At 71.4% G+C, this 25,529-nt stretch carries 29 protein-coding genes; 16 read left to right on the top strand and 13 right to left on the bottom strand.

The annotated features are described in order from the left end of the window. The first annotated feature begins 31 nt into the window (after positions 1-31). Together ABIA36_RS17035 and ABIA36_RS17030 are read left to right on the top strand one after the other, a co-directional pair. A complete protein-coding gene (locus ABIA36_RS17035) occupies positions 32-754 on the top strand; it encodes a hypothetical protein (protein ID WP_369963713.1) in 723 nt (240 codons plus the stop codon). A 77-nt stretch (positions 755-831) separates the two neighbouring features. Further along, entirely contained in the window at positions 832-1,218 is a 387-nt protein-coding gene (locus ABIA36_RS17030) for a hypothetical protein (RefSeq protein WP_369963712.1), read from the top strand. Positions 1,219-1,311: 93 nt separating this feature from the next. Here the strand turns inward: ABIA36_RS17030 and ABIA36_RS17025 are convergent, their stop codons facing one another. Continuing rightward, a complete protein-coding gene (locus ABIA36_RS17025) occupies positions 1,312-2,052 on the bottom strand; it encodes an HNH endonuclease (protein ID WP_369963711.1) in 741 nt (246 codons plus the stop codon). A 179-nt stretch (positions 2,053-2,231) separates the two neighbouring features. Between ABIA36_RS17025 and ABIA36_RS17020 the strand changes: the two genes are divergently transcribed. The 3 genes from ABIA36_RS17020 to ABIA36_RS17010 all read left to right on the top strand — a co-directional run bounded on the left by ABIA36_RS17020 (position 2,232) and on the right by ABIA36_RS17010 (position 5,162). After that, positions 2,232-2,930 (top strand): helicase associated domain-containing protein, encoded by a 699-nt coding sequence (locus ABIA36_RS17020; RefSeq protein ID WP_369963710.1) that lies wholly within the window; start codon positions 2,232-2,234, stop codon positions 2,928-2,930. Positions 2,931-3,905: 975 nt separating this feature from the next. Further along, on the top strand, positions 3,906-4,721 hold the full coding sequence (locus ABIA36_RS17015; protein ID WP_369963709.1) for an SGNH/GDSL hydrolase family protein: 816 nt from the start codon (positions 3,906-3,908) through the stop codon (positions 4,719-4,721). Positions 4,722-4,829: 108 nt separating this feature from the next. Then, positions 4,830-5,162 carry a hypothetical protein gene (locus ABIA36_RS17010; protein ID WP_369963708.1) on the top strand — a complete coding sequence of 111 codons (333 nt, stop codon included), beginning with the start codon at positions 4,830-4,832 and terminating at the stop codon, positions 5,160-5,162. A gap of 46 nt (positions 5,163-5,208) precedes the next feature. On the opposite strand, the gene ABIA36_RS17005 is transcribed toward ABIA36_RS17010, so the two are convergent. Further along, positions 5,209-5,859: a hypothetical protein gene (locus ABIA36_RS17005; RefSeq protein WP_369963707.1), complete on the bottom strand. Its 651-nt coding sequence runs from the start codon at positions 5,857-5,859 to the stop codon at positions 5,209-5,211. A 311-nt stretch (positions 5,860-6,170) separates the two neighbouring features. Here ABIA36_RS17005 and ABIA36_RS17000 point away from each other — a divergent pair, with 311 nt between their 5' ends. Further along, the gene (locus tag ABIA36_RS17000) at positions 6,171-6,758 is read left to right on the top strand and encodes a hypothetical protein (protein WP_369963706.1); all 588 of its coding nucleotides are present in this window, start codon (positions 6,171-6,173) and stop codon (positions 6,756-6,758) included. Further along, the gene (locus ABIA36_RS16995; RefSeq protein ID WP_369963705.1) at positions 6,748-6,996 is read left to right on the top strand and encodes a hypothetical protein; all 249 of its coding nucleotides are present in this window, start codon (positions 6,748-6,750) and stop codon (positions 6,994-6,996) included. Before ABIA36_RS17000 ends, ABIA36_RS16995 begins: the two co-directional genes overlap by 11 nt. A gap of 66 nt (positions 6,997-7,062) precedes the next feature. On the opposite strand, the gene ABIA36_RS16990 is transcribed toward ABIA36_RS16995, so the two are convergent. From ABIA36_RS16990 to ABIA36_RS16980, 3 genes are all read right to left on the bottom strand, one after another. Next, entirely contained in the window at positions 7,063-7,599 is a 537-nt protein-coding gene (locus tag ABIA36_RS16990) for a hypothetical protein (protein WP_369963704.1), read from the bottom strand. A 31-nt stretch (positions 7,600-7,630) separates the two neighbouring features. Further along, the gene (locus tag ABIA36_RS16985; RefSeq protein ID WP_369963703.1) at positions 7,631-8,095 is read right to left on the bottom strand and encodes a DUF2510 domain-containing protein; all 465 of its coding nucleotides are present in this window, start codon (positions 8,093-8,095) and stop codon (positions 7,631-7,633) included. Positions 8,096-8,371: 276 nt separating this feature from the next. Beyond that, positions 8,372-9,220, bottom strand: coding sequence for a hypothetical protein (locus ABIA36_RS16980; protein WP_369963702.1), 849 nt, complete (start codon positions 9,218-9,220; stop codon positions 8,372-8,374). Between the two features lie 211 nt (positions 9,221-9,431). Between ABIA36_RS16980 and ABIA36_RS16975 the strand changes: the two genes are divergently transcribed. Continuing rightward, positions 9,432-9,899, top strand: coding sequence for a hypothetical protein (locus ABIA36_RS16975; protein WP_369963701.1), 468 nt, complete (start codon positions 9,432-9,434; stop codon positions 9,897-9,899). Between the two features lie 38 nt (positions 9,900-9,937). Here the strand turns inward: ABIA36_RS16975 and ABIA36_RS16970 are convergent, their stop codons facing one another. Further along, entirely contained in the window at positions 9,938-10,135 is a 198-nt protein-coding gene (locus ABIA36_RS16970; RefSeq protein WP_369963700.1) for a hypothetical protein, read from the bottom strand. Positions 10,136-10,246: 111 nt separating this feature from the next. Here ABIA36_RS16970 and ABIA36_RS16965 point away from each other — a divergent pair, with 111 nt between their 5' ends. Together ABIA36_RS16965 and sufU are read left to right on the top strand one after the other, a co-directional pair. Next, positions 10,247-11,527: a SufS family cysteine desulfurase gene (locus tag ABIA36_RS16965; protein WP_369963699.1), complete on the top strand. Its 1,281-nt coding sequence runs from the start codon at positions 10,247-10,249 to the stop codon at positions 11,525-11,527. Beyond that, positions 11,524-11,961: a Fe-S cluster assembly sulfur transfer protein SufU gene (gene sufU / locus ABIA36_RS16960; RefSeq protein WP_369963698.1), complete on the top strand. Its 438-nt coding sequence runs from the start codon at positions 11,524-11,526 to the stop codon at positions 11,959-11,961. Before ABIA36_RS16965 ends, sufU begins: the two co-directional genes overlap by 4 nt. 9 nt (positions 11,962-11,970) lie before the next feature. On the opposite strand, the gene ABIA36_RS16955 is transcribed toward sufU, so the two are convergent. Then, positions 11,971-12,252 (bottom strand): hypothetical protein, encoded by a 282-nt coding sequence (locus tag ABIA36_RS16955; protein ID WP_369963697.1) that lies wholly within the window; start codon positions 12,250-12,252, stop codon positions 11,971-11,973. Positions 12,253-12,393: 141 nt separating this feature from the next. Then, the gene (locus tag ABIA36_RS16950; RefSeq protein ID WP_369963696.1) at positions 12,394-13,362 is read right to left on the bottom strand and encodes a Dyp-type peroxidase; all 969 of its coding nucleotides are present in this window, start codon (positions 13,360-13,362) and stop codon (positions 12,394-12,396) included. Between the two features lie 367 nt (positions 13,363-13,729). On the opposite strand from ABIA36_RS16950, the gene ABIA36_RS16945 reads away from it, so the two are divergent. The 3 genes from ABIA36_RS16945 to ABIA36_RS16935 are packed head-to-tail and all read left to right on the top strand — an operon-like array spanning position 13,730 to position 17,665. After that, positions 13,730-15,049 (top strand): glycine betaine/L-proline ABC transporter ATP-binding protein, encoded by a 1,320-nt coding sequence (locus ABIA36_RS16945; protein WP_369963695.1) that lies wholly within the window; start codon positions 13,730-13,732, stop codon positions 15,047-15,049. Continuing rightward, positions 15,046-16,761, top strand: a complete 1,716-nt coding sequence (locus ABIA36_RS16940; protein WP_369963694.1) for an ABC transporter permease/substrate binding protein — start codon at positions 15,046-15,048, stop codon at positions 16,759-16,761. The genes ABIA36_RS16945 and ABIA36_RS16940 overlap by 4 nt, the downstream gene beginning before the upstream one ends. A 31-nt stretch (positions 16,762-16,792) precedes the next feature. Further along, positions 16,793-17,665, top strand: a complete 873-nt coding sequence (locus ABIA36_RS16935; RefSeq protein ID WP_369963693.1) for a metal-dependent hydrolase — start codon at positions 16,793-16,795, stop codon at positions 17,663-17,665. 37 nt (positions 17,666-17,702) lie between these two features. On the opposite strand, the gene ABIA36_RS16930 is transcribed toward ABIA36_RS16935, so the two are convergent. The 3 genes from ABIA36_RS16930 to ABIA36_RS16920 all read right to left on the bottom strand — a co-directional run bounded on the left by ABIA36_RS16930 (position 17,703) and on the right by ABIA36_RS16920 (position 19,119). Beyond that, positions 17,703-18,506: a nuclease-related domain-containing protein gene (locus ABIA36_RS16930; RefSeq protein WP_369963692.1), complete on the bottom strand. Its 804-nt coding sequence runs from the start codon at positions 18,504-18,506 to the stop codon at positions 17,703-17,705. A 64-nt stretch (positions 18,507-18,570) separates the two neighbouring features. Continuing rightward, entirely contained in the window at positions 18,571-18,840 is a 270-nt protein-coding gene (locus tag ABIA36_RS16925; protein WP_369963691.1) for a hypothetical protein, read from the bottom strand. Between the two features lie 30 nt (positions 18,841-18,870). After that, complete coding sequence (locus tag ABIA36_RS16920) at positions 18,871-19,119, bottom strand: SCO4226 family nickel-binding protein (RefSeq protein ID WP_179606515.1); 249 nt, start codon at positions 19,117-19,119, stop codon at positions 18,871-18,873. A 134-nt stretch (positions 19,120-19,253) separates the two neighbouring features. On the opposite strand from ABIA36_RS16920, the gene ABIA36_RS16915 reads away from it, so the two are divergent. Then, the gene (locus ABIA36_RS16915; RefSeq protein ID WP_369963690.1) at positions 19,254-22,073 is read left to right on the top strand and encodes a LuxR C-terminal-related transcriptional regulator; all 2,820 of its coding nucleotides are present in this window, start codon (positions 19,254-19,256) and stop codon (positions 22,071-22,073) included. A gap of 61 nt (positions 22,074-22,134) precedes the next feature. Beyond that, positions 22,135-22,398 carry a hypothetical protein gene (locus ABIA36_RS16910; protein WP_369963689.1) on the top strand — a complete coding sequence of 88 codons (264 nt, stop codon included), beginning with the start codon at positions 22,135-22,137 and terminating at the stop codon, positions 22,396-22,398. On the opposite strand, the gene ABIA36_RS16905 is transcribed toward ABIA36_RS16910, so the two are convergent. Together ABIA36_RS16905 and ABIA36_RS16900 are read right to left on the bottom strand one after the other, a co-directional pair. Continuing rightward, the gene (locus ABIA36_RS16905; RefSeq protein ID WP_369963688.1) at positions 22,386-23,786 is read right to left on the bottom strand and encodes a deoxyribodipyrimidine photo-lyase; all 1,401 of its coding nucleotides are present in this window, start codon (positions 23,784-23,786) and stop codon (positions 22,386-22,388) included. The two genes, ABIA36_RS16910 and ABIA36_RS16905, sit on opposite strands and share 13 nt — an antisense overlap. Further along, on the bottom strand, positions 23,783-24,421 hold the full coding sequence (locus ABIA36_RS16900; RefSeq protein ID WP_369963687.1) for an MBL fold metallo-hydrolase: 639 nt from the start codon (positions 24,419-24,421) through the stop codon (positions 23,783-23,785). The genes ABIA36_RS16905 and ABIA36_RS16900 overlap by 4 nt, the downstream gene beginning before the upstream one ends. A gap of 130 nt (positions 24,422-24,551) precedes the next feature. On the opposite strand from ABIA36_RS16900, the gene ABIA36_RS16895 reads away from it, so the two are divergent. Continuing rightward, on the top strand, positions 24,552-25,466 hold the full coding sequence (locus ABIA36_RS16895) for a diacylglycerol kinase family protein (protein ID WP_369963686.1): 915 nt from the start codon (positions 24,552-24,554) through the stop codon (positions 25,464-25,466). Positions 25,467-25,529: the final 63 nt, after the last annotated feature.

Raw genomic sequence — 25,529 nt, 5'->3', positions numbered from 1 at the left:
CGAGTGCTCCCAAACCGAATGGGACCCCACCGTGGACTACACCACCGACGATGACCTGCGCCGCGAACTCAGCACCATCCACTCCACCAGCGGCGGCTGGTACACCCCAGCGGCAGCTACCCTGCTCGCTCACGCCCGCCGAAGGTTCACCGGCCTGGCGCGGAGGGAAGGCGCCGATCCCGCTGACGCCATGACCGCAGCCTGGGAAATCTGGAGCAATGCGAACATCCTGACCGTGGCCCAACCCTGGGCCTACACCGGCACCGCTGTCAGGAAAGCTCTCCGGAAGGAGCAGGAGGCCCAACGCAAACTCACCTCAATTCCGGGCTTGCGCCGCCCGGACGCGGATGACTTCACCGGATGGTCCGACGAAGAACTGCCCGACCTCGTGGCCCAGGTAGCCATCGCGCAAGAACGCCTGGTGTACCGGACATTAGCGCTGAACACGGTGCTGGCGCTCCTAGTCGAACACGGCTACTCGCGAACCATCGCAGAAGCCACCGTCGAGTCGATGATCTCCGCTGCCGCCGCAACCGGAAGCCCCGCCGGTGCCCTGGACGCAGTCACCCGAATCTCAGACGTCCCCACCAGCTTCGGCGTCCGTCGCGCCGAGTGGAAGGCGCTCGCCAGCCTCCTGTTCGGACCCGCCCGCGGGGGAGTAGGCAGCCTGGAAGCCGAACTCACCGGAGCAGACAACCAAAAGCACCTGCGTAACACGCTCGCCAGATACCACCGCCTGGCGGCACGGCGGTAACCCGACGTTTTGTCGGGACGCGTCGTCCCCTCTCTCTATAGGGAACGCATCCGGCGCTCCGGGCGAAGCAGAGGGAGATGGGCCACACGATGGAAACACAGATCACCCTGATTCGCACCCTGCCCACAGCAAGTCGGCGGGGCACTGTGAATGGGGTGCCGATGCTCCTTCCGGAATGGCAGGATCTAAGCCGTAAGCTTCGGGAGATGACGCTTTGGCGGGCGGACCAACTCGCTTCCAAAGGTGTCCGCGAAGTCGAGGTCTACCAGGGTAGAACGATCTTCACGCTGCATACGCCGGCGGCAACGATGGACACAATGGCCCGAGCAGTCGTATCCCACCTGGCACGGCCTGAGCAGATCGGAGACGTCTGGGCGCAACCCTCGCATGCCGTTGTATGGGTGACCTCTACCGATGGCGAGGAGATCTATGCGGTGGTGGACCTGAACGCCGTCATTCGCTAGCGCGTTACAGATCGGCGCACAGCCTTGCTGCGGGAGAACTAGCCGGCAATCCTCCGACCGGCCGACGGGACCGGATCTCCTCTTTGAAGGCCATCAGCGGTCTTGTTGCGCGATGTGGTTGCGCAGCCGGATCCGGTACTCGCTGAACGCTGTGCGTGAAATGTTCACTTGCAGGAGGGCGTCCTTCTGGCGCATGCCCGCGTTGGTCAGCCGCTCGACCTCGATCACCTGAAGGAAGCGCTTTCGCTCATGCTCCCGAAACCCGTCTTCACGGGCGCGGGCTCGGATCGCACGCTGCGCACGGAAACGAGCCGACTCGCTGATCACTCCGCGCTGCGGGACTCTCGTCGTCATCGCACCAACGTCCATGACCCTCTCTATCTGCAGCAAAGGGTGCTCGGCATCCAGCGCCCGAAGCGCGTCCGTGAGTTGGGCGATCCGGGTCAACAACGCGTTTCGCACTTTGGACTCGAGCACGTTGGTCAGCGCGGTGACGAACTCGAGATGGGAAGGGTTGACGCATGAACGCACCCCACACACATGGTGGACTGGGCCCAGTCGGCTGTACTCGCCGACGAAATCCAGCCGTGTCCACGCGGCGACTCGATGCGCAAACCTGAACGTTCGCCGGTGACCGTGGATGGGGTAGCCGGCTGGGTGCCGGGCGCCAGTCCACACCCAGCACGCGTCGGGATCCTCCGGGTCGATGCTGCAGCGCTCACGCGCCGCCGTCAGCCACGCTTCCGGATCGCGGTGACGAATCGCCCGCTCCAACGGCCCGAAGCGCCGCCACGGATCCGGTTCTTCTGCTGCAGGCGTAAGAAGTTCTGTCATGCGCACTTGAGTAACATGCGCGGCGTTCTAATCTCCAGTCCGTCTCCCGCTCAGCGCCTGATCTCCAGGCCGGGTCGAGGGGGTCGCTTGTGCCGCGCACAGTCATCACTTACGAGTTTCTGGTGCGTCCGCGCATATGGATTCCGACAGGTGCACTAGCACCGGTCGGAGAGGGCGCGATGGATTCACCGGCGTACCTGCGGGAGCTGCGCGAGACGTACCGACGCATGCAGACGGTTCCCTGGCAGCGACTGACGGCTGAGCAGCAGAGGTCGTTGCACTACTTTCTCGCCGATACCGGCGGGTACGCCGCCGGGCCAGTGGCGGGCCGTGTAACGAGATGGGTTGCGGCAGTCCACGCGATAGACGCATACGTCGCTGAATACGGTCAAATCCCGCGCCGCACCCGCGGAACCACGGGCTTTTCCCCCCAGAATCAAAGACTCGCGTTCTGGCTGGAAGGGCAGCGCCGCCTCTCGGTGCGAGCTGGGCAATGCACGTACCAGCGGCTGCGGATCGCCGCCTTCCCAGGACTCGACCCGCGCGACCCAGACGCCCGCTGGCAGGCAACGTACGAGCTGTACACGTCCTACCTGCGCGAGCACGGGAGCGTGCCCGCGGCGCGCAGTCACGACCCGCTCGAACGCAGTCTTTCAGTCTGGGCTACGCGGCAACGGTCCAAGTATCGGGAGGGCACGCTACCAGCCCGGCGGGTCGCCGCATTGAGCTTGCTTCCGGTCTGGAGCTTCGGTCGTGGCCGTGCGTCGAAGTTAGGCAAAGTGTCTGCCGGATCCGTAACAACCGAAGAGGGTCAAACCCTAGGTTTGCCTACGCTGCCCTATTCGCAAGGAGGCCGAAATGAGTTCGAACCGGGCTAGTGCGCCGACCGGTGAAGGACTCACAACTATGCGAGCGACGGCAGCGGCCGGGCCCTCGGCACTCACCGGACGGCGCTGCGCTATCCAATGGCTCCTCCCGTGACACCACGCGACCCGCGAGCGGAGCGCGCGTCAAGGAATGCCGTACAGGCGATCCAGGCCGAGTTCGGTCTCTATTCCGGCAGAGAGGTCGCGCGCATCCTGGGAACTGGAGGCTCGGCACCGATCAGAAAGGCGCGTCAGCGAGGCCAGCTGCTGTACCTGAAGCGTCGCGGGTACAGATATCCCGCTTTTCAATTCGACCTCACGAATGGGACCGTGCACGCAGTCGTCGTCCCCTTGATTCGGCTTGCTGCGAAACTAAGTTGGTCCCCTCGGGACGTTGCACTGTGGCTGTGCTCGCCGACCACGCTCCTCCCAATCCCATCCCAGCGGCCCGTCGATCACCTGGACGAACCCGACTTTGTACTCGATCTCGTGTGGCGCGCGCTCGGCATCGAGTGGTGATGCCGGGCTGGACAACTAGAGCTATCCCTCGCGAGGCTGTGAAGAGCCACTATTATCCGCAGGCAACACAGAACTAGCGAGCCCGCAGGTCATTGCGCGCTCTCCATGAATGGTGATGCCGGGCACCTCCCGGGGCCGAGAATTGGAGCCCAGAAGGGGCTTTAAGCCGAATAAATGGCACTGTAGCGGTCCTGAGCCATCTGAGACCGCGAGAAATCAAGGGAGTTGTCTCCCTGAGCCGTGAATCAGTTGTTCTTGGTTCGAGTCCAGGTACCCCAGCAAGAAGCGCCCCGGTTTTCCGGGGCTTTTTTGTTGCGCCGAGCCGACCTGATCGCTGGGCGCCCGTCCCCTGGCGCGGGCCCTCTCTCCGGGTTTAGAGTCTGCAGCGTCCGGGCGTTGGGGCCGCGGGCAGTTGATGGGGGAAACCATGGATCCGTTCAAGGATTCGAGGGAATCATGAGACGACGCGTGGTCGCCGCGTTCGCGGCAGTGGCTCTGGGACTCACCGCCCTGTTCGGCGCATCGGCTGCCGCCTTCGCCGATACCCCGCCCGGCCTCGCTTACGTGGCGCTCGGCGACTCCGAAGCGGCCGGCACCGGCATTCCGGGCTGTGTGCACGCTCCCGACGCGTATCCGGCTGTGCTTGCCGCATCCTATGGACAGTCGCCGTTCTTCTCGGCCGCGTGCGCCGGCGCCACCACCGCGGACGTGTACACGCAGTTGGGCTACCTGAGCGCACACGGAGCGATCGGCGGAGGCACGGGTCTGGTGACCCTGACCGTCGGCATCAACGACCTCGGCTGGCAGAACACGCTGCTCGCGTGCAGCGGAGCCAACGTCACTGCGGCCTGTCTCCAGTCGCTCGCGACGACCATGACGTCGGCCCGATCGCTCCCGGGCAAGATCAGCGCTCTCGTCACCGCGATCCGTGCCGTGGCACCCAACGCGAAGATCCGCGTCACGGACTACCCGATGCTGTTCGGGTTCGTGTCGGGGACCTGCAACATCGGCAGCATCGGAGGCGTGCCGGTCAACGTGACGGCGACGCAGGCCACGCTGGTGGATGGTGCGCTCGTCGGGGTGGGCGCGTTCATCCGCCAGGGCGTCGCCGGCGCCCATGACGCGAACGCGCAATTCGTCGGCGTGATCGCGGGCTTCCTCGGTCACGGGTTGTGCACGAGTGACCCGTGGATCTTCGGATTCGGCCCGGTCTTCCTGGACGGCCTGCATGCGAATGCGCAGGGTGAGGCGGAGTACGCGAAGCTGATCGCACGCACGATCTGAGCGGATCACGGCTGTCCGCCGACGGGAGCAGGGGATCCCTCACCCGGCCGCCCGATTCCGACGCCCGATCTCGAGCCATCACCCTCGTTCCGGGTCTATGGTGCGGTCATGGTTGAACATGGAAAGGGCCACCCGGACAGGCTTCCGAAGGGCGAGCAACCGATCGCGGAAGTGGGAGCCGATCGATTGGACGAGGAGGGCCGACATGCCGGCCGGCTCGTCCTGACACCGAAGAGGATCTACTTCTTCGACGACGAGCACCACAACGGGAGCCACGACGATGTCATCGATCACTCCCGCTTCCAGGGCGCCGAGGTGACCGGTGACGACACGGTCGGAACGCTGGCGCTCACGTGGAGCGACCGAGGAACGATCTACGAGGGCGACACGCTCGAACTGAAGGCGTTCGCGGCGGCGATCGACGCCCAGCTGAACCCGTAGCGCAGACGGCGCGCCCCCGTTGTGCGGGCCTCGGAGGGCACCGCCCTCAGCCGACGTACGTCTGGTACGCCGACCACCAGTTCACCGCGATCGCGTGCTGCGCCGCGGCGAGGGTCAGCTGCCCGGAGCCGACCAGGTCGTGGAGCTTGTTCTCGATCCGGTCCTTCGTCCGCGCGCCGTCGCTGCCCGCGTACGGTTCCGGCCACAGATTCTGTGGGGAGTCCGGCGACCCGCCGATTTCGAGGGAGATGAGGTGGTCCTCCTCGTAGTCGCGGGTGTTCGTGTCGCCCTGGTACGCGTACCCGGAGGCGAGCTGCTGCCGCTTCAACCCGGTCGTGTACGACGCCGGCGGGCGAATGGTCGCGGTGTACCCGGACACGCAGATGGTCTGGTGGACGTTCGCCTGGGTGACAGCCGGGTTCGTCGCCCCCGGAGTCCTGGACGCGTCCGGGAGGACCACGCCGGCGGGAACCGCGACGGGCTGCGGAGCCGCAGCCACCGGCGCCGAGGAGGGCCCCGAGCCGGCAGAGGGCGCCGCGGTGGCGCCCGCTCCGGCATCCACGGCGGTGATGCTGTGCGGCGCGACCGTATCGGAGTGCACCGCCCCGACGAGGTGGCTGGACGGCAGCGCGGAGCAGCCGGCGAGGAGGAGGATGAACGCGGGGAGCAGCGCGAGAGCGCCAACACGTCGAAGCATGTGAGAGAGTCCTTGTCGTCGCCGGCCGGTGCGGCAGCCTCTCTCACGATATGCGCGGCACCCGACGCTCACGGGTGCGACGCTCGGCGTCGCCGCTGAGACGGCGAGGCACAAGCCACCGATTCGCTGCCGCCCCCGGGGATTGTGAAGCTCGAGCGCGAGCCACGGGGCCCGAGAGCCGACTTCGGCCGGCACTAGCGAACGCGCACCTTGTTGCGCGCGGCCGATAGTTGACGTCCACTCACTTTCGGTGTTCGCTGCTGATGGCGCCGGCGAGCCCGGGCAGCTCTACCGATGGGGACGGAGCGATCGTGAGAAAGTGGCTGAACCGGCAACCCGTGTTCGTCGTCGGCATCGTCTCCGGGATCCTCTTCGGCGTGCTGACCTACCTCGGGAACAGCGCGGCGGGCATTCAGCGGACCGGCTGGGGGAGTGCGATCGGGGCGGCCGTCGGCGCGGTCGTCTTCGGCGCGCTGTTCGCCCTGATCGTCGCTCGGCAGCGCCGCGCGGGAGGCGGGGTGTCGATGGCGCAGGCGGTGACGGACGCGATCAGGGCCGGCCGGGCGCCCGACGGCGCGTCGGCCGAGGAATGGCGGCCGCTGCTGGAACGGAGGCGACGGCAGGCGCGGCTCATGCGGTGGCTCGGACCCGTCGTCTTCGGGCTCTTTGCGGCGTTGGCCGTCTACCTCATGATCACGGACGGGTCGCGGCTGATCCTCGAGGTCGTCTTCCTGTTGTTCTTCCTCGGTATCGCGATCTGGTACCCCATCGGCACCAGCCGCCAGCTCGCCGGCATCGACCGCGTGGAGCGGCAGCTCACGCAGGCTCCGGCCGGCGGTCCTGCGGTCGCCCACATGCGCACCGATTCTTCCGCCGCAGGACCGACCCGTGACGGGTGAGCGATCGGACTACCCGTGGTGGGCGCGGTCCACCGGCGGCAACCGCGGCTGGGCGCTGACCTTGGCCATCGCCTACACGCTGATAGGTGTCCTGAACTCGATCGTCGGGTTCAGACGGCCGGACATCGTGCTCGCCCTGATCGGTCTCGGGTTCCTGCTGCTCGCGGTGTGGGCGTGGGCTGTGGTCGTCTACCTGAATCGTCGGTCGGGTGCGTCGGGCGATCGTCGCGGCTGGTGAGAGGCGACGCGCCGCGACGGCGGGCACAGACTGCAGCCGAGGATCACAGCTTCGGCGTGAGGGCTCTCACCCCTGCATGTGGTGCGCGAACGCGACGCCTAGCGCGATCCACACGACGAGGCTGAGGATCGGCGCCGCGCCCGCGAGGACGATGGCGACGATCCCGTTGCGCCGGCCGCGGTTCTGGGCGACCGCCACGATGCCCTGGGTGAGCGCCCAGATGCCGAACACCGAGCCGAGGATCATCTGGAGGCCGAACGAGCCCTGGTCCGGGTGCATGGTGAAACCGGCGCCCGACGCGCGGCTGTACGTGTAGAGCGTGGTCGCGAACACGCCCTGAAGGATCGAGATCAGCACGGACACGCTGATCACGCAGATGGCCATGATCATCGCGACCCGGCCCAGTCGCGGCGACTTCGCCGGAGCGGGAGCGGGAGCCGGAGCGGGAGCCGGAGCCGGAGCAGTCGGCTGCGACGGCCACGCGCCTGCGGTCGCAGGCGGCTCGGCGGCCGCCCAGTCCGGCGCGACCGGCGCACCCGCCGCGACGGGCGCAAAGGGCGCGTCCTCCGACGCGGGCACAGACGTTTCAGGGTTGTCGGTCATCTCATCCTCCACATCGAGGTCCATCGCAGATTCACGCCGTCGTTCCCGACACCGGAGCGGCAGCGTTCGTCCCGCCGTCCACCGGCGCCCCGCCGAAGACCAGCACCACCGCGAGCACACACCCCAGCAGCGCCCCACCGCCCAGGCAGATGCCCCAGATCGCGCGCGCCCGCCCGATGCGCTGCGGCGCCAGCCGCCCGGCTCGGATCAGCGCGGGGATGCCGAGGCCGACGGACAGTCCGACGCCGAGAAGGGTCAGCAATGCCAGGAGCGGGTCGAAGCCGCCTCCGGTGGCGAGCGCCAGCACCACGACCGCGGCGGCGACGATGCCGGCGGCGAGCGCTGCGGTCGCGAAGCCATTGCTCGGCGGAGGGCCGGCGACCGGCGCCGAGGGGGCCAGCGGGCGGACCGAATCCGTCCAGCGCAGGCCGTCCCACCAGCGCTGGAGCCGGGTGTCGGCGTCGGGATACCAGCCGGGCGGCGGCAACTGGGGCATCGGGCTCCTCGATCGGGGTGCCCCGACACTACCGCCGGGCGGTCCCGCATCGGAGGATCCTCAGCCTGAAGGCCCCGTTCTGGGGGTAGTCACAGGCTCCCGTTCACCTGTCCGTAACCCCGGGCGCGCACACTGATTCGACCGGGATCGCGGCACGGGGGTTCCGCAGCCTGAAGGTCACTCCATGATGCGGGTGACGGTGCGGCCGATCTCACCCACAGGACGGGGTGAGACCGGCCGCACCTCTCTGTTCGAGACCAGGACGTCTGGGGCCGCTCAGCTCCCGAGGCCGACGCGGTCCACCCGGCGGTGGTAGCGCATCCCGGCCAGGCCGCCGAGCACGGCGCCCGCGAGGCTGACGATCGCGACGGCCACGGCGGTGATGATGCCGGTCAGGGTGACGCTGCCCTCGTCCAGCGGGATGCGGGGGAAGCCGTTGATGTTGCCCAGGATGTTGAACTGGGCGCCGAGGACCAGCGTGAGGATGGCGACGACGACCGCGATGATGATCGCCCAGATCCACACCGCGAGGCCCTGGCGGGCGCCGTCGAAGCGCGACATCCGGCCCGCGACGTAGCCGCCGCAGTAGTAGGCGACGAAGGCGATCACGACCAGGGCGATCGCTCCGACGACGCCGATCGTGGCGGCGTTCTTGTTGGCTGCGTTCGCGACGGCGTTCCCGCTGCCCCCGGACGCGCCGAGCCCGACCGCGGCGCCGGCCGCGGCGACCAGTGCGGTCAGGAGGACCGCCATGCCGGTCGCGGTGAGCCAGCCGAAGAAGGCGGCGCCGAACTTCATGCCGCCGAACTCGCTGCGCTCGCGCGCCACCACGTTCTCGCGCAGGGTGCGGTTGCCGTCGACCCGGAGAGCCTCGTCGGTCTCCTCGTGACTGTCGCTCGGATAGCGCGCGGCGCGCGGGTACTCGTCCACCGGCTGCTCGTCGAGGGAGCGGTCGTCCACCCGGCGCGCGGCCACCGGCTCGACCGGCTCACCCGCCGCCCGGTGCGCTCCGGCGGCCGGCGCGGTCGCCGCTCCGTCTGCGGGCGCCGTGTCGTAGGCCCTGGTCCCTGGCTCGTACGCCCGGGTCTCGGTCGGTTCGTCTGCTGGGGGGTTGCGGTCGGTCATCTCGGTGCTTCCTCCACTTTCACCCGCCGGTGCGGCGGGAGCGTCGTTGGAACTGCCAGGCCGGACGTTAGACGCGTTCCGGCCCCCGGGGAAGCACCTTGATCCGCTCGCACGTCCGGGGTAGGCGGCGACGGGAGGCCGTGCCCGGGGCCTCGCGCGAGCGTACAATCGGACCCACTTCAGCAGGAGACCGGCAGGAGGGAGGCACCCCATGGGGTGGTTCGCCCGAGCGCGCGCGGGCGGCTCCACGGCGCTCGCCGAGGACGGTCTGAGCGCACTGACCCTGCTGGCCGTGCTGGAGGAGGCCGTCTCGCACCTGTCCGCCGCCGAGAGCCTCCTGGAACGGTGCGCGGTGGCGGGGGAGCCCGGGCATCCGGTCGGGGTGCGGCCGGCGGACCGCCGCCTCGGCGCGGCCGACGCGCGTCAGGGCCTCCGGCTGAGGATCGCGTTCACCCAGCTCTCGCGCTGGCTGGACGGGATGACCTGCGATCCGGAGCAGGAGCCGCTGCGGGCGGACGCGTCGCGGCTGCTGCGGTTCTACCTGCTGATGGTGACGTACGCGCTGGACGCCGCGTTCACACCCCCGGCGCGGCAGCACATCGCGATCCGCGGCGGGCACAGCGGTGCAGCGGGGAGACTGGTCGAGTTGCGCGATCTGGCGCGTGCGGCGGCGGAGTAGGCGCAGCGGAGTAGGCGCGGCGGAGTGGGCCCCGGCCCTCAGCGCCCCCGCCGTCTCCGCAGCCCGAAGCCGATCAGCACCCCGCCGCCGATCGCGACCAGAACTCCGACGCCGCGCACCACCCACTGGACATCTCCGGTCGCCGCGTCCACCAGGAGCGGCCCGGCGAGCCCTACGACGACGAGCAGGACGCCGCCGATGAAGAACCACGGGGAGCCGTTCGTCCGTTCGACCATGCCCCGAGCCTACCGGCGGCCGCAGGCCCGCACGCGGCCGTCGTTCCGGTGTCAGCCGGCGTCGTCACGCACGGCGGGATTGCAGCGAACCCCGGTAGCGTTGACCACAGTATGCGCACCGACACCCTCGACCCGGTCCGGCTCCGCTCGGACTTCCCGATCCTCGCCCGCGAGGTGAACGGCCACCCGTTCGTCTACCTCGACTCCGGCGCCACCTCGCAGAAGCCGCGGCAGGTGCTCGACGCCGAACGCGACTTCGCCGAACGGTTCACGTCCGCCGTGCACCGCGGCGCCCACACCGTCGCCGGGGAGGCCACCGAGCTGTTCGAGGACGCCCGCGCCCGCGTCGCGCGCTTCGTCGGCGCGCGCCCCGAGGAGCTGGTCTGGACGTCGAACGCCACCGAGGGCCTCAACCTCCTGGCCTACGGGATGTCGAACGCGTCCGCCGGCCGCGGCGGCGCGGCGGCCGAGCGGTTCCGGGTCGGCCCGGGCGACGAGCTCGTGGTCACGGAGGCCGAGCACCACGCCAACCTCATCCCGTGGCAGGAGCTGGCGGCCCGCACCGGCGCGACTCTGCGCGTGATCGGGCTGACCGACGACGGTCTCCTGCGGCTGGACGAGGCGGCCGAGCTGATCGGACCGCGCACCAAGGTCGTCGCCTTCACCCACGTGTCCAACGTGCTGGGCGCGATCAACCCGGTCGCGGAGCTCGTCGCGCTCGCGCACGCTCAGGGCGCGCTCGCCGTGCTCGACGCCTGCCAGTCGGTGCCGCACCTCGCCGTCGACCTCCCGGCGCTCGGCGTCGATTTCGCCGTGTTCTCCGGCCACAAGATGCTCGGCCCGACCGGTGTCGGCGCCCTCTACGGCCGCACCGAGCTGCTCGACGCGCTGCCGCCGTTCCTCACCGGCGGCTCCATGATCACCACCGTCACGCTCGACCACGCCGAGTACCTCCCCGCGCCGCAGCGGTTCGAGGCGGGCACGCAGCGGGTGTCGCAGGCGGTCGCGCTCGCCGCGGCGGTCGACTACCTCGACGCGGTCGGCATGCCGGCCATCGAGGCCCACGAGGCGGAGCTGGGCGCGCGGATGCTCGCCGGGCTCGCGGCGATCCCGGGCGTGCGGGTGCTGGGGCCCGGCCCGGACGTGGAGCGGGTCGGCCTCGCCAGCTTCGTCGTCGACGGCATCCACGCCCACGACGTCGGCCAGTTCCTGGACGACCGCGGTATCGCGGTGCGGGTCGGCCACCACTGCGCGCAGCCGGTGCACCGCCGGTTCGGAGCCACGGCCTCCACGCGGATCAGCGCATACCTCTACAACACCGCCGACGAGGTGGACGCCGCGGTCGAGGCCGTCGCCGACGCGCGCGGCTTCTTCGGGGTGATCGAGCGATGAGCGACCTGCAGAGCCTGTACCAGCAGGTCATCCTCGACCACGCCCGCGAGAAGCACGGCTACGGCCTCCGGGAGGACGCCGCGGCCAGCTCGCACCAGTTCAACCCGACCTGCGGCGACGAGGTCACCGTGGGTGTGCACCCGGACGCGGCCGGCCGCATCCACGCGATGAGCTGGGAGGGCCACGGCTGCTCGATCTCGACCGCGTCGGCCTCCCTGCTCAACGACCTGGTGCACGACACCGACCGCACGCAACTCGCGGCGTCGATCGCGGCCTTCCGTGAGCTCATGCAGTCGAAGGGCGCGCTGGAGGGCGACGAGGAGCTGCTCGGCGACGCCGTCGTGCTGGCCGGGGTCTCCCGATACGTCACGCGCGTGAAGTGCGCGATGCTTCCGTGGGTGGCGCTGGAGGACGCGCTCCTCAAGTCCGCCTGACGCTCACCCCTACGGCACCGGCGCGAGGTCGACTTCGTCGGCGATGGCCTCCAGTGCGGAGGGCAGCGTCGGGAACGTCGTGCCGTAGACGAGCCCGGACGGCCCGGCGGCGGTCCAGTTCGCCTGCCGCTTCACGACCTTGCCCACCAGGTAGCGCTTGTGGCCGCCGAGCGCCTGGCGCTGCGCGATCGGCAGCGTGAGCGGGAACGCGTATACGTCGCCGCGCGGGCTGACCACCAGCTCCCAGCGGGCGCGGCCCGGGTTGAACTTGCTCGTGAAGATGCGCGACATGATTGCCTTTTTGTACCCTGCCGCCGCCCTGCGTCGCCAGGAAGATGACGACCTGTTGCGCGGTTCCGCGTCACGGGGCGTCACACGGTCGTCACCCGCGTGGTCACCCACGCTGTCGCGCGCGTCCTCACCCGCCCACGTTCAGTCGCCGAGCCCCTCCAGGAAGCTGCGGGTCGGCGCGAAGAACGTGGTTCCGGTGGTGGCCGTCGAGAAGTCCAGGATGCGGTCGTGGCTGCCGGGAGGGTCGCCGACGAACATCCGCTCCAGCATCCGCTCGATCACCCACAGCTCGCGCGAATAGCCGATGAAGTACGTGCCATACTCGCCGTGGCCGGGCCTCCCGAACGGCATGTTGTCGCGCAGGATGTCGTGCTCAACGCCGTTCTCGTCGGTGATCGTGCTCAGCGTCTTGTGCGCCTTCTGACCGTGCTCCACGTCGGGCAGCTCGATGTTCTCGACCTTCGTCCGGCCGATCACGCTCTCCTGCGACGGCACGGGGAGGCGGTTCCAGGAGTCGAGGTCGTGCAGGTACTTCTGCACCACCACGTAGCTGCCGCCGGCGTGCGCCGGGTCCTCGTCGCCGACGATCGCTGCGGCCCCCATGTCGTCGGCGGTCGGGTTCGCCGTCCCGTCCACGAAGCCGAGGAGGTCGCGGGCGTCGAAGTAGCGGAACCCGACCACCTCGTCCACCACCGTGACCGCGTCGCCGAGCGTGTCGAGGAGCTGCCGCTCGAACTCGAAGCAGAAGTCCGCCTGCTCGGCCCGGATGTGGAACAGCAGATCGCCCGGCGTGGAGACGGCCGTGTGGACCGCGCCGCGGACCTCCCGGAACGGGTGCAGCTCCTTCGGCGGCGCCACGTCGGTCAGCCGGCGCCAGAAGTCCGCGCCGACGCCGACGTTGCACGAGAGGTGGGCGCTCAGGTCGCGGAAGCCGACCGTCTTCACGATGTCGGAGATGTTCGCCGCCACGTCCTTCGCGGCCGCCACGGCGTCGGGGGAGTCCGCGACCGTCACGACCAGGAAGACCGCCGCCTGGGAGAGCGGAGCGTCGACGCTCTGCGGCTCGATCGTGACGCGTTGCCAGGGGTGACCGCCGGTGCTGTTCGCCATGCGCTCACTCTGCCGGATCGGCGCCCGTCCGGGTAGGGCCACCCGAGCGACGCACCCGGTTTTCACCCGCTCTCGATTGGCGATTGCTGCGAAGGCCCTGATAGCGTCGAAAGGCCCTGGTGCGCTGCGGATGCGGTGCGCCGGAGGTGAACCAGCCCGCGATCAGGGCCGTGCGGCCGCACCGGTGGCCCCGCTTCGGATCGTATGGTCGGCTGGCGTGGGCGCACCCCGATGGTCGCGCCAGCGACGGCGATTCGCGCGGAAGGCCCGCGCTGGAGTCGTGCTGCCGTCGCCGCATGCCGTCGGCCCGGGCGTGACCAGAGTGCGCGCGTCCACCAGACACGAGCGCGCACCGCGGAGAGACACGTTGAGCAACACGATCGCCGTCGAGGCGAGGAACATCTTCAAGGTCTTCGGACGCAAACCCCAGGAGACTGTGCGGCGGCTGCGGCAGGGCGCGAGCCGCACCGAGGTCGCCGGCCTCGGGACGGCCGCCGTCATCGACGCGAGCCTGACCGTCCGCCGCGGCGAGATCTTCGTCGTGATGGGACTGTCCGGCTCGGGCAAGTCCACCCTGATCCGCACCTTGAACGGTCTGCTGGAGCCCACCGCGGGCGAGGTGGAGGTCATGGGCACCACGATCACGGGCCTCGCCGGGGCGAAGCTCCGCGCTGTGCGGCAGCAGCACATCTCGATGGTGTTCCAGCACTTCGCCCTCCTGCCGCACCGCACGGTCCTCGACAACATCGCCTACGGGCTGGAGGTGCGCGGGACGCCCGCGGCCGAGCGCCGCGAGCGCGCAACGGAGGTGCTGGAGCTGGTCGGCCTCGGCGGCTGGGGCGACAAACTCCCCGGCGAGCTCTCCGGCGGCATGCAGCAGCGCGTCGGCCTGGGCCGGGCGCTCGCCGCGGACACCGACGTCCTGCTGATGGACGAGGCGTTCTCGGCGCTCGACCCGCTGATCCGCCGCGAGATGCAGGAGCAGCTCCTCGAGCTGCAGAGCACGCTCGGCAAGACCATCGTGTTCATCACGCACGACCTCAACGAGGCGATGTTCCTCGGCGACCGGATCGCGGTCATGCGCGACGGCCGCATCGTCCAGACCGGCACGCCGGAGGAGATCCTCACCGACCCGGCCAACGATTACGTCGCGAGCTTCGTGCAGGACGTCGACCGGGCCCGCGTGCTCACCGCCGCGAGCGTCATGGAGCCGGCTCGCGCGCTCGTCACCGTCGCCGGGGGACCGCGCGCCGCGATGCGGACCATGCGCGACCTCCAGACCTCCGCCGCGTTCGTCGTCGGCCAGGGCCGGCGGCTGCTCGGCGCGGTGCGCGACCGCGACGTGATGCGCCAGGTCCGCGACGGGCGCGGCGACCTGACCGAGGCGATCGACGCGGACATCGCGACGGTGTCCCGCGACGACGTGCTCAGCGAGCTGGTCGAGTCCGCCGTCGGGAGCGCCCTCCCGCTGGCGGTCGTGGACGACCAGCGCCGCCTGCTCGGCGTGATCCCGCGGGTGACCCTGCTCGCGGCGCTCGGGAACGTGTCCAGTGACACCACCGAGATCCCGGTCGTGGTCGAGCCTCCGGCCACCGTGCCCGTGGATGCGATGACGCTGGCCCTGCGCGATTCCGCCGGGGGCGACGCCCTGCCGGAGGTCGACCGCGACGAGGAGGCGGTCGCGTGAACACGGCCCACCTGATCCCGCTCGGGGAGTGGGCGACCGCGGTCGTCGACTTCGTCACCACCACCTTCGGCGGCCTGTTCGACGTCATCCGCGTGGTCTTCACCGGGATGTACGGTGGCGTGGACTGGGTGCTGCAGACGCCGCCGTTCTGGGGTGTCATCCTCATCGTGGCGATCCTCGCGGTCTGGCTGCGCGGCTGGGTGTTCGGTGCGGGCACCGTGCTCGGCCTCCTGCTCATCGCGGGGATCGGGCAGTGGCCGAACGCGATGGACACCCTGGCGCTGGTGCTGGTCTCCTCGGCTATCGCGATCGCGCTGAGCGTGCCGCTCGGCATCCTCGCCGCCCGCTCCCGGGGCGCGTCGGCGATCATCCGGCCGGTGCTCGACTTCATGCAGACGATGCCGGCGTTCGTGTACCTGATCCCGGCGCTGATCCTGTTCCGCGTCGGCGTCGTGCCGGGCATGGTCGCCACGATCGTGTTCGCGATGGCTCCGGGGGTGCGGCTCACCGAGCTCGGCATCCGCGGCGTCGACACGGAGCTGGTGGAGGCCGGCCGAGCGTTCGGCTCGCCGCCGCGGCGCATCCTCCGCCAGATCCAGCTCCCGCTCGCCATGCCGTCGATCCTCGCCGGGGTCAACCAGGTCATCATGCTGTCGCTGTCGATGGTCGTCATCGCGGGCATGGTCGGCGGCGGCGGCCTCGGCCGTGACATCGTCCAGGCGCTCAGCCGGGTGGATGTGGGGCTCGGCTTCGAGGCGGGCATCGCCGTCGTCATCCTGGCGATCGTGCTCGACCGGCTCACGGCCGCCGTCGGGAAGGCCCGGCTGCGGATGCCGAAGCGCGCGCTCGCGGTGCTCGGTGCCGGCCTGCTCGTCGTGATCGGCGGGACGGCCGTGACCGCGGCCTCCACCGCCGGCGGCGACAAGGGCCACGTGAAGGTCGCCGTGTTCAACGGCTGGCCGGAGGGCGAAGCCGCGTCGTACCTGTGGAAGCACGTGCTGGAGCGGGAGGGCTACCAGGTCGACTTCGAGTACGCCGACGCGGGACCGGCGTTCGCCGGGCTCAGCACCGGGGACTACGACATCGCGTTCGACGGCTGGCTGCCGACCACGCACGCGCAGTACATGAAGACCTACGGCGCGCACCTCACCGACCTCGGCGCCTGGAACGACGAGGCCAAGCTGACCATCGCGGTCAACAAGGACGCCCCGATCGACTCGCTCGACCAGCTCGCCTCGCACGCCTCCGACTTCGGCAACCGCCTGGTCGGGATCGAGCCGGGCGCCGGGCTCACGGAGGCCACGCAGAAGAAGGTCATCCCGGAGTACGGGCTCGGCAAGCTCGACTTCGTGACGTCCTCCACGCCCGCGATGCTCGCCGAGCTGTCCAGCGCGATGAAGAAGCACGACAACATCGCCGTGACGCTCTGGCGCCCGCACTGGGCGTACGACCAGTGGGATCTGAAGGACCTGAAGGACCCGAAGAACACGCTGGGCGCGGCGGAGTCCATCCACTCGATCGCCAGCACGGACTTCCCGAAGAAGTTCCCGCAGATCGCCAAATGGGTGAAGGCCTTCCGGATGAAGTCGGACATGCTCTACTCGCTGGAGAACGCGCTGTACAACGGCAAAGCCGACGCCAGCCAGTACGACGGCATCGTCGAGAAGTGGATGGACGCGCACTCCGTGTACGTCGACTCGCTCACGAAGTAGCCGCGCCGGGAGGGTCCCCTACGCTGGAGGGATGACCCTCCCCGCCGGCGACACCGTCGTCACCTACCCCGACGGCGACCTCGCCTCCACCGGAACCGTGCTGCACGTCGAGCCCCTCGCGGACGGCCGCAGCGCGGTCATCCTCGACCGCACCGCCTTCCACCCGGTCGACCCGGTCTGGCCCGACCAGCCCGCCGACACCGGCACGCTGACCGTCGGAGGCCGCACGATCCCGGTGGTTGACGCGGTCGTGGGCGCGACCGACGGGACGACGTTGCACATCGGCGACGCACCGGTGCGCACCGGGACCGAGGGCTGGTCGTTCCTGGTCTGCCACCTCGTGGCGGACGCGACCGGCGTCGAGCCCGGCGCCGTCGCCGAGGTGGCCGTCGACGCGGAGACCCGCGGCGCCCTCTCCGCCGGCCACACGGCCTGCCACCTGGCCTCCCTCGCCCTGGACGAGGCGCTCTCCGGCCTCTGGACGAAGGAGGTCCCGCTCGACGGGCGCGGCCGGCCGGCGTTCGACCAGCTCGCCATCGCGTCGTCGCGCATCCTCCCGCACGGGTCGCTGGACGAGTACCGCATCGGCAAGAGCCTGCGGAAGAAGGGCTTCGCCGCCGCGGAGCTGCCGGGTGCGCTCGCCGAGGTGACCGACGCCGCCAACGAACGGCTCGCCGGATGGGTGGCGGCCAGCGCGGACCTGGCCATCTCGATCGACCGGGACGGCGACGGGCTGGGGGAGCGCCGGCGCTGGCGCGCGGAGCTCCCGGACGGCGTGGTCGAGATCCCGTGCGGCGGGACGCACCTGCGCTCGCTCGCGGACGTGGCCGCCATCCGCGTGGAACTCGACTACGACCAGGAGGCCGCGTCGCTCACGATGCGGACCACGGCCGTCCCGGCGTGACCCCCTCGGCGGACTCCTCCGGAGGCCGTGGCTGAGGTCAGTGCTGCAGCGCGGGGATCAGCGGGAGGGCGACGGCCACCGCGCCGAGCGCGATCGCGAGCAGCCAGCCGGCGCGCACGAGCTGCGCGTTCCTGACCTCGCGCTCGATGACCGCGAACCGCTGCACCGTGTCGGCGCACGAACCCACCGGCTGCCAGGTCGCGGGGTCGTCGAACAGCCGCGCCACCGCTGCGGTCGTCGCGGCGTCCAGCACCGCGGGCCGCCGGGTCAGCCACCGGACGAGCTGCTCGGCGCGCAGCACCACGACCCGGCGCGGCTGCTGGCGGACCGTGACCTCCTTGGTCCCGACGAGCACGACCACGGCCGTCACCGGCGCCACGATGCCCGCCTGCGCGAGCACGCCGCGCACGCGGGAGGCCTCCAGGTCGGAGTTGCGCAGGTACGGCTGCTTTTGACCGCCGACCAGGACCGCGCGCTCGCCCACCCACACCCGCTGACCGCGGTGGTGCTTGGTGTTGACGACGAACACACCGGTCGGCCCGACGACGATGTGGTCGACGTCGGCGACGGCGCCGGAGGCGTCAGGCCGCGTCCCGACCGGGACGGCATGGAAGACGCTCCAGCCCTCCGGCAGCCGGTCGAGCAGCGCGCCGACCTCGCGCTCGCCGAGCGCGCCGGCGAACCAGGGCGCGGTGTCCGCTCCGATCGGCCGCGTGCCGAGCGCGCGCTCGATGGCGGAACGCGGCGGAGCCTGAGTGTGCAGGCGCACCACCTGCTCCATCACCGCGGCGCCCGCGGCACGGTCACGCATGCGCGTCGAGCGCCATCCGTCGTCGTCCATTCCCGTCAGAGTATGCGGGTGCGGGAGCGCTCCCCAGTCCCCAGTAAGGGACGACCGCGGCGGCCTACCCCTGGCCGGGTGCCCCCTCGGCGCGGGGCACGTCGTCGCCGGTGGCGCCCTCTCCGTGGCGGTCCTCGTCGTTGCTGCCCTCGCTGGAGCGCTCCTCCGCGCGGCCGCTGACGCTCAGCTCCTCGTCCGGCAGCCGCTCCTCCAGGGACTCGTTGCGGCTCGCGATCTCCTCCAGGGCGTCCTCCGGCGTGTCACCGAGGTCGGAGATCCTGTCCTGGAGCTCGTGCTCGCGGTACTCGGGCGCTTCGTCGTGTCGATCCGTCATGCGGCGCACTCTACGCCGCGCCGGCCCGGGTCAGACCACGATGTCCACGGCGTAGACCTGGTCGGTGGGATGCCCGGCCTTCTCGTGCACGCGCATCACCGCCTCCTTCGACGGCCCGGTCGACAGGCAGAACACCTTCCCGCTCTCCGGGTCGAGCCAGGCGGTCTCGAAGTGCACGCCCTCCTCGCCCTCGACCGCCAGGTCGGCCGCGTGGGCCTCGGCGAGCTGGTCCTCCGTGACGCCGACGAATCCGTCGTGGACGTCCATGAATCGTGACATGATCGGCTCCTTCTCCTCGTGCCGCCGGGGTGTTCCCGCGACGTCCGGAGTCTGCTCGCGCGGGTGCCGCGGTGGCATCGGTCATCCGACCGATCCCGGTGCGGCACGGGAGCGCGCGGCGCTATGCTTCGCGCATGGATGCGGCGCCGGCGTCGTTCCGGGGCGCCGAACGCGTGTGCCCGGTGCTCGTGGGCAGGGAGGACCTGCTCGCGCTGGCCCGTCGCCGCCAGGCCGCCGCGCTGGACGGCCGGGGCGGCCTGCTGCTGATCGCGGGCGAGGCGGGCATCGGCAAGTCGCGGCTGATGGAGGAGGTCGTCGCGCTCAGCCCCGCCCGGCGCGTTCACGCCGACGCGTACGCGGACGACCGCGAGACCCCCGGGCTGCTGCTGCTCGGCCTCGCCGCGTCGCTCGCGGAGGCCGGGGACGGCCCGGCAGCCGACCGGATCAGGGAGCTGGTGCTGCGCGGCGACCCGGCCGACGGCGCGGATCCCGCGACGCGCTCCACCCGCCGGCGGCTGCTGGTCGCGGAGTTGGCCTCCACCCTGGCCGCGGCGCTCACGCTGCCGACGATCCTCGCGCTGGAGGACGTGCACTGGGCCGACCAGCTCGGGCTCGACGTCCTCCGCCGGGTCGCGGTCGCCGTGCGCGAGCGGCCGAGCCTGCTCGTTGCGACCTTCCGCACCGAGGACCCGGACGTCGCGGCCGACGCGACCGCGTGGCGGCTCGACCTGGTCGGCCACCGCGTGGCGGAGGAGGTGCGGCTTTCGCGCCTCGGAGCCGACGGGGTCGCGCGGATGCTCGCCGCCATCCGCGGCGCCGAGCCGTCCGCAGAGGAGGCCGAACGGCTGCACGCGGTGAGCGACGGCATCCCGCTGCACGTGGAGGAGCTGCTCGCCGAGGGCTCCGACGGCGCGCCCGAGACGGTCGCCGCGGCCGTGCTCTCCCGCACGCGCACCCTCGCCCCGGCGTCGTCGGCCGTGCTGGAGGCGGCCGCCGTGATCGGGCGCGAGTCCGACGTGCGGCTGCTGGCGGTGGTGGTCGGCCACGAGTGGGATCGCGCCGCGCGGGAGGCCGCCCTCGACGACCTCGTGGCGCAGCACCTCCTGGTCCGCGCCGCGGCCGGGTCCTACGACTTCCGGCACGCCCTCATCCGGGACGCGGTGTACTCCGCGGTGCCCTCCGCGCGCCGGCGCATCCTGCACGGGCGCGTCGTCGACGCCGGGGCGGGACTGTCCGACGCGCTGCTCTCGCTGCACGCCGAGCGGGCCGGGCGCGCGCGGGAGGCGTACGCCCTCGCCCGGCGCGCGGCCGAGCGGGCGTCCACACTGTCCGCGCATCGCGAGGCCGCCGACCTCTACCGCCGTGCGCAGCGGACGATGCCGCTCGCCGTGGACGGCCGCGACCGCGCGGACCTGCTGCGCCGGCTCGGAGCCGAGCTCGCCGCCGTCGACGCCAACCGGGAGGCGGAGGCGGAGCTGGCGCGGGCCGTCGGCCTGTACCGCGCCGCCGGCCTCGCGCGGGATGCCGCGGCCGTCGTGCCGGCGCTCGTGGCCGCGCGGCACCTGCTCGGAGCGGACTACCCGTCGCGGGTGGCGGCGATCCGTGCCGCGCTCGGCTGGATCGACGCCGACGACCACGCCGAGGCCGCCCAGGTGCGCGGTCGCCTCCTCGCAGCGCAGGCCGCGGCCGCCATGCTGGAGCGGCGGCTGGACGACGCGCGGCGGGTCGCGGAGGAGGCGCGGGGGCTCCTGACCGCGGAGGCCGACCGGATCGGCCTCGACTCCACGCTGGGCTCTGTCCTGGTGTTCGCGGGGGAGGGCGAGCCGGCCTGGGACCTGCTGCGGGGTGCGGCGGAGCACGGCGCGGCGCACGGCCAGGAGGAGGCGGCGGCCCGCGCGTACCGGATACTCGGCTCGAGCGCGTCGGTGCTCCTGCAGTACGAGCGCGGGGCGGAGTGGCTGGCCGACGGGATCGCCTACGCCGAGCGCATCGAGCGCTGGAACGACGCGCACTACCTCACCGCGCACCTGGCGCATGTGCGCTGGGCGGGCGGCGACCTGCGCGCCGCGGCCGAGCTCGCCGGGCACGCCCTCGCGGACGGCCGTGGCGGCATCACCACCGAGGTGACCGCGCTGCACGTCCTCGGCTACTGCGCGCTGTCCGCGGGCGACCTCGTCCGCGCCGGGGAACTCCTGCGCCGGGCGGAAGACATCGGCGAGCGGATGCAGGAGCTGCAGCGGCTGTCGCCGGCGCTGTGGGGGCTCGCCGAGACGGCCCTGCTCGCGGACGACCCCGCCGCCGCGGTCGATTACTGCGAGCGGGGTGCGGCCGAGTCGCACCGCGTCGAGGACTCCGCCTACGCGTTCCCGTTCGCGGTCACCGGTGTGCGGGCGCACCTGGCGGCCGGAGACGTCGCTGCGGCGCGGTCGTGGCTGGACCGGATCGGCGCCCTGGTCGAGCGCCGGCGGATCCCGGGGACGGAGTTCGCCCTCCAGCACGCCGCCGGCGTCCTCGCCCTGCGCGAGCGGCGCCCCTCCGACGCCCGGGAGCTGCTGGAGTCGGCCTCCGCCGGTTGGGACGCGCTCGGCCGGTGGTGGGAGGGCACCCAGGCGATCCTGGACCGCGCCGAGTGCGCACGCCGCACCCGCAGCCCCGCGGAGGCCGCCGACCTCGTCGCCGAGGCACGCACGCGGGCGCGCGGCACGATCCTGGAGCGCCGCGCCGACGAGCTGGCCGCACGGCTGGCCGAGGGCGTCGAGCCGTCGACGCTCAGTGCGCGCGAGGAGGAGGTCGCCGCGCAGATCGCCGAGGGCGCGACCAACCGGGAGATCGCGGCCGCCCTGCACATCGCCCCGAAGACCGTGTCGACGCATGTCGAGCACATCCTCGCCAAGCTCGGAGCGTCACGGCGATCCGAGATCGCGGCCTGGGCGGCCGGGCGCAGGGCCCGATAGCGCGGGGCCTGATAGCGCGGGGCCTGCCGCGCGCCGTGGCCGCCGGGCTACCATGCGGCACATGAGCCAGATCGAGACCGGGATCGTCTCCTACACGCTGTCCTCCGACTACTACGCGCAGGTCGGCGCCGATTTCGACACGGAGGCGGTGGACGACGCCATCCTGGCCGAGCTGAACCGCATGCTGCCGAGCGGGATCGTCGTGGAGCGCAGCGGCAAGGTGCTGGCCGAGGAGGAGGTGGCCGACGTCGCCCGGGAGCTGGACTGGGCCGCGCTGCTGCGGCGGATCGACGTGGACCAGATCCTCGCCGATCACGCGCGTTGAGCGCTCTTCACCGTCTCGTACGCCGCGAGCGCCGCCCGCCGCGACTCGGCCAGGTCGACCACCGGGTCCGGGTAGTCGCCGGTGTCCCACTCCGGCACCCAGCGCCGCACATAGTCGCCGTGCCGGTCGAATTTCGTGCGCTGCAGCTCCGGGTTGAACACCCGGAAGTAGGGCGCGGCGTCCGCCCCTGAGCCCGCCACCCACTGCCAGTTGAACGGGTTGTTCGCGGGATCGGCGTCCACCAGCGTGTCCCAGAACCACTCCTCGCCAAGCCGCCAGTCGATCAGCAGGTTCTTGGTGAGGAACGACGCCACGACCATGCGCACGCGGTTGTGCATGACGCCGGTTCTCCACAGTTCCCGCATTCCCGCGTCCACGAGCGGGACGCCGGTGCGACCCTGTTGCCAGGCGCGCAGCACGGACGGCTGCAGGCGCGGCCAGGGGAAGGAGTCGTACGCGCGGTGGATGTTCACGGTGGCCAGGTCGGGGTGCTCGAAGAGCGTGTGGTAGGCGAACTCGCGCCAGCCGAGCTCGGAGAGGAAGGTGGCGGCGGCTTCGGCCAGGACGCCGTCGCGCGGGTTCGCGTCGCGCGCGGCGGTGATCGTGTGCCAGACCTGGTGCGGGCTCAGTTCGCCCCAGCGCAGGCGCGGGGACAGCCGGCTGGTGCCGTCGACGCCCGGCACGTCGCGCTCCTCGCGGTAGCCGGCGAGGGCATCGGCGACGAAGGCGTGGAGGGCGGTGTGCGCGGCCGGCTCGCCCGGCTCCCAGGTGTCGCGGAGGCCGGCCGCCCAGTCGGGGTGGGTCGGCAGCAGGTCGAGCTCGTCGATGGCGAGGCCGTCGACGTCCGGGCCGGGCGTCAGCCGCTCCGGCGCGGCGAGCGGCTTGCGCGGCGCCGGAGCCGACTGGCACGCCCGCCAGAACGGCGTGAAGACCGAGAACGGCGTGTCGGAGCCGGTGCGGATCGTCCACGGCTCGAAGAGCAGGTTCGCGCCGAAGCTCCCTGCCTCGATCCCGGCCTCCCGCGCGGCCGTCTTCACGGCGGTGTCGATGCGCCGCTCGGCGCCGCCGTAGCGACGGTTCCAGAAGACGGCGGCCGCGTCCAGGTCGGCGAGGAGCCCGGCGATCGTGGGCTCCGCGGGGCCGCGGAGCACCACGAGCCGGGAACCGCGCTCGCGGAGTCCGGCGTCGAGGGAGGTGAGGCTGTGATGCAGCCACCAGCGGGCGGCGCCGCCGGGCGCCCGGAGGCCCGCGGACCGGTCATCCCAGACGTACACGCAGACGACGGGGCGGCCGGTGCGCGCGGCCGCGTCCAGGGCCGGGTTGTCGGCGAGGCGGAGGTCGTCGCGGAACCAGACGACGGCCGGGCGGGAGTCGGGGTCCGCGCTCACAGGTCGAGCGTGTCGCCCGGCTCGAGGGCGAAGAACTCGCCGCCGTTCTGCTCGGTCGCCCACGCGATCCGGGCGTTCGAGAGGTCCTTGCCCGCGCGCGAGAGCAGCATCTCGTGGGTGGGGAAGCTGCGCTTCGGCTTGGTCGCGAGCACGTAGTCCATCGCCTCCGCCACCTTCATCCACGGCGCGGCGGCGGGCACCGCCAGCGCGTCGAGCTCGACCCCCTCCGGGATGACGAACGAGTCGCCCGCGTAGTAGAGCTCGTCGTTGACCAGCACGCCGAGGTTGTCGACCACGGGGATGCTCTCGTGGATGAGGGCGTGCTTTCCACCGAAGAAGCGGAGGGTGAACGGCCCGGCCTCCACGGTGTCGCCCGCGTGCACCACCGTGACGTCGAAGTCCGTGGCGGCCCTGGCCACGCCCTCGGGCGCGAAGATCGGCACGTCCGAGTTCATGTCCACGACGCGCTTGAGCTGCTCCGGGGTCCAGTGGTCGGCGTGCTCGTGAGTGACGACGACGGCCACCGTGTTCGCGGTGTCCGTCAGCGGCGAGGTGAAGCTGCCCGGATCGATGTAGAGCTTCTTCCCGGACTCCTCCAGGAGCAGGGCGGCGTGTTCGAACTTCGTCAGTCTCATGGCTTCATCAAACCTCCACCCGGGTTCGCGCGCCAGGCCCGGCCGTGTCGCGCGACGTTCCGGCCGTGTCGCGCGAGGTTCTGGTCGTGTCGCGCTGCGGGGGACGGCGGCTATGCCATAGTCGTGGTCTATGCCTGTCTCCCCCCGGACCGTCGTCGTCGCGGTCAACCCGATGGCGTCCTTCGGGCGTCGCCGCGAGGTCGGACCGCGCGTCGTCGAGCGGCTGCGCGCCGCCGGCCACACCGTGATCGCGGTGGACGAGGCCAACATCGAGCTGCTGCGCCGGGAGGCGGCCCGCGCCGTCGAGGCCGGCGCGGACGCACTCGTCGTCGTCGGGGGAGACGGCATGGCGAACCTCGGCATCAACATCGTGGCGCAGACCGACGTCCCGCTCGGGATCGTGCCGAGCGGCACCGGCAACGACCTCGCCGACGGCCTCGGCATCCCCACCGACGACGCCGACGCCGCGACCGACCAGCTCCTGGAGGCGCTCGGCCGCCCGCCGCGCACGATCGACGCCGGGCTGATCCGGCACGGCGAGCAGCACAGCGAGCTCAGCACCTGGTTCGGCTGCGTGCTCTCGGCCGGCTTCGACGCGACCGTGAACGAGCGTGCCAACCTGATGACGCGCCCGCGCGGCCGCAGCCGCTACGTCTTCGCGCTGCTGCGGGAGCTGGCGGTCCTGCACGCCCGCCCGTATCGCATCGTCGCGGACGGGGAGCCGATCGCCACCGAGGCGATGCTCGTCTCGGTCGCCAACAACCGCTCGCTCGGCGGCGGCATGCGCATCGTCCCGCACGCCGACCTCGCCGACGGCCGCTTCGACCTGTTCGTGGTCACGAAGATGTCCCGGCCGCGCTTCCTCCGGCTCTTCCCGAAGGTGTTCCGCGGCGAGCACACCGGCTTGCCCGAGGTGTCCTTCCGCAGCCTCAGCACGGTCCGGATCGAGGCAGAGGGCGTCGTCGCGTACGCGGACGGCGAGCGGATCGGCCCCCTCCCGGTCGAGGTCACCGTCGTCCCCGGCGCACTCCGCGTCCTGGTCTGACGGCCGCGCGACACACCCGGGATGATGGCCCCGTTTTGGCGCTGAGCCCCCACCTGTGGCATT

Origin of the sequence: Leifsonia sp. EB34 (assembly GCF_041260585.1) — a bacterium.
Lineage (GTDB): Bacteria > Actinomycetota > Actinomycetes > Actinomycetales > Microbacteriaceae > Leifsonia.
Note: the sequence above shows the minus strand (reverse complement) of the source record. Positions and strands in the feature narration are given on the sequence as shown.

Excerpts from the sequence above, each read along its gene's own strand:
- ABIA36_RS17030 (WP_369963712.1), top strand. The coding sequence starts at position 832 with ATGGGCCACACGATGGAAACACAGATCACCCTGATTCGCACCCTGCCC.
- ABIA36_RS17025 (WP_369963711.1), bottom strand. The coding sequence starts at position 2,052 with ATGACAGAACTTCTTACGCCTGCAGCAGAAGAACCGGATCCGTGGCGG.
- ABIA36_RS17020 (WP_369963710.1), top strand. The coding sequence starts at position 2,232 with ATGGATTCACCGGCGTACCTGCGGGAGCTGCGCGAGACGTACCGACGC.
- ABIA36_RS17010 (WP_369963708.1), top strand. The coding sequence starts at position 4,830 with ATGGTTGAACATGGAAAGGGCCACCCGGACAGGCTTCCGAAGGGCGAG.
- ABIA36_RS17005 (WP_369963707.1), bottom strand. The coding sequence starts at position 5,859 with ATGCTTCGACGTGTTGGCGCTCTCGCGCTGCTCCCCGCGTTCATCCTC.
- ABIA36_RS16990 (WP_369963704.1), bottom strand. The coding sequence starts at position 7,599 with ATGACCGACAACCCTGAAACGTCTGTGCCCGCGTCGGAGGACGCGCCC.
- ABIA36_RS16985 (WP_369963703.1), bottom strand. The coding sequence starts at position 8,095 with ATGCCCCAGTTGCCGCCGCCCGGCTGGTATCCCGACGCCGACACCCGG.
- ABIA36_RS16980 (WP_369963702.1), bottom strand. The coding sequence starts at position 9,220 with ATGACCGACCGCAACCCCCCAGCAGACGAACCGACCGAGACCCGGGCG.
- ABIA36_RS16975 (WP_369963701.1), top strand. The coding sequence starts at position 9,432 with ATGGGGTGGTTCGCCCGAGCGCGCGCGGGCGGCTCCACGGCGCTCGCC.
- ABIA36_RS16970 (WP_369963700.1), bottom strand. The coding sequence starts at position 10,135 with ATGGTCGAACGGACGAACGGCTCCCCGTGGTTCTTCATCGGCGGCGTC.
- ABIA36_RS16965 (WP_369963699.1), top strand. The coding sequence starts at position 10,247 with ATGCGCACCGACACCCTCGACCCGGTCCGGCTCCGCTCGGACTTCCCG.
- sufU (WP_369963698.1), top strand. The coding sequence starts at position 11,524 with ATGAGCGACCTGCAGAGCCTGTACCAGCAGGTCATCCTCGACCACGCC.
- ABIA36_RS16955 (WP_369963697.1), bottom strand. The coding sequence starts at position 12,252 with ATGTCGCGCATCTTCACGAGCAAGTTCAACCCGGGCCGCGCCCGCTGG.
- ABIA36_RS16950 (WP_369963696.1), bottom strand. The coding sequence starts at position 13,362 with ATGGCGAACAGCACCGGCGGTCACCCCTGGCAACGCGTCACGATCGAG.
- ABIA36_RS16935 (WP_369963693.1), top strand. The coding sequence starts at position 16,793 with ATGACCCTCCCCGCCGGCGACACCGTCGTCACCTACCCCGACGGCGAC.
- ABIA36_RS16930 (WP_369963692.1), bottom strand. The coding sequence starts at position 18,506 with ATGGACGACGACGGATGGCGCTCGACGCGCATGCGTGACCGTGCCGCG.
- ABIA36_RS16925 (WP_369963691.1), bottom strand. The coding sequence starts at position 18,840 with ATGACGGATCGACACGACGAAGCGCCCGAGTACCGCGAGCACGAGCTC.
- ABIA36_RS16920 (WP_179606515.1), bottom strand. The coding sequence starts at position 19,119 with ATGTCACGATTCATGGACGTCCACGACGGATTCGTCGGCGTCACGGAG.
- ABIA36_RS16915 (WP_369963690.1), top strand. The coding sequence starts at position 19,254 with ATGGATGCGGCGCCGGCGTCGTTCCGGGGCGCCGAACGCGTGTGCCCG.
- ABIA36_RS16910 (WP_369963689.1), top strand. The coding sequence starts at position 22,135 with ATGAGCCAGATCGAGACCGGGATCGTCTCCTACACGCTGTCCTCCGAC.
- ABIA36_RS16900 (WP_369963687.1), bottom strand. The coding sequence starts at position 24,421 with ATGAGACTGACGAAGTTCGAACACGCCGCCCTGCTCCTGGAGGAGTCC.
- ABIA36_RS16895 (WP_369963686.1), top strand. The coding sequence starts at position 24,552 with ATGCCTGTCTCCCCCCGGACCGTCGTCGTCGCGGTCAACCCGATGGCG.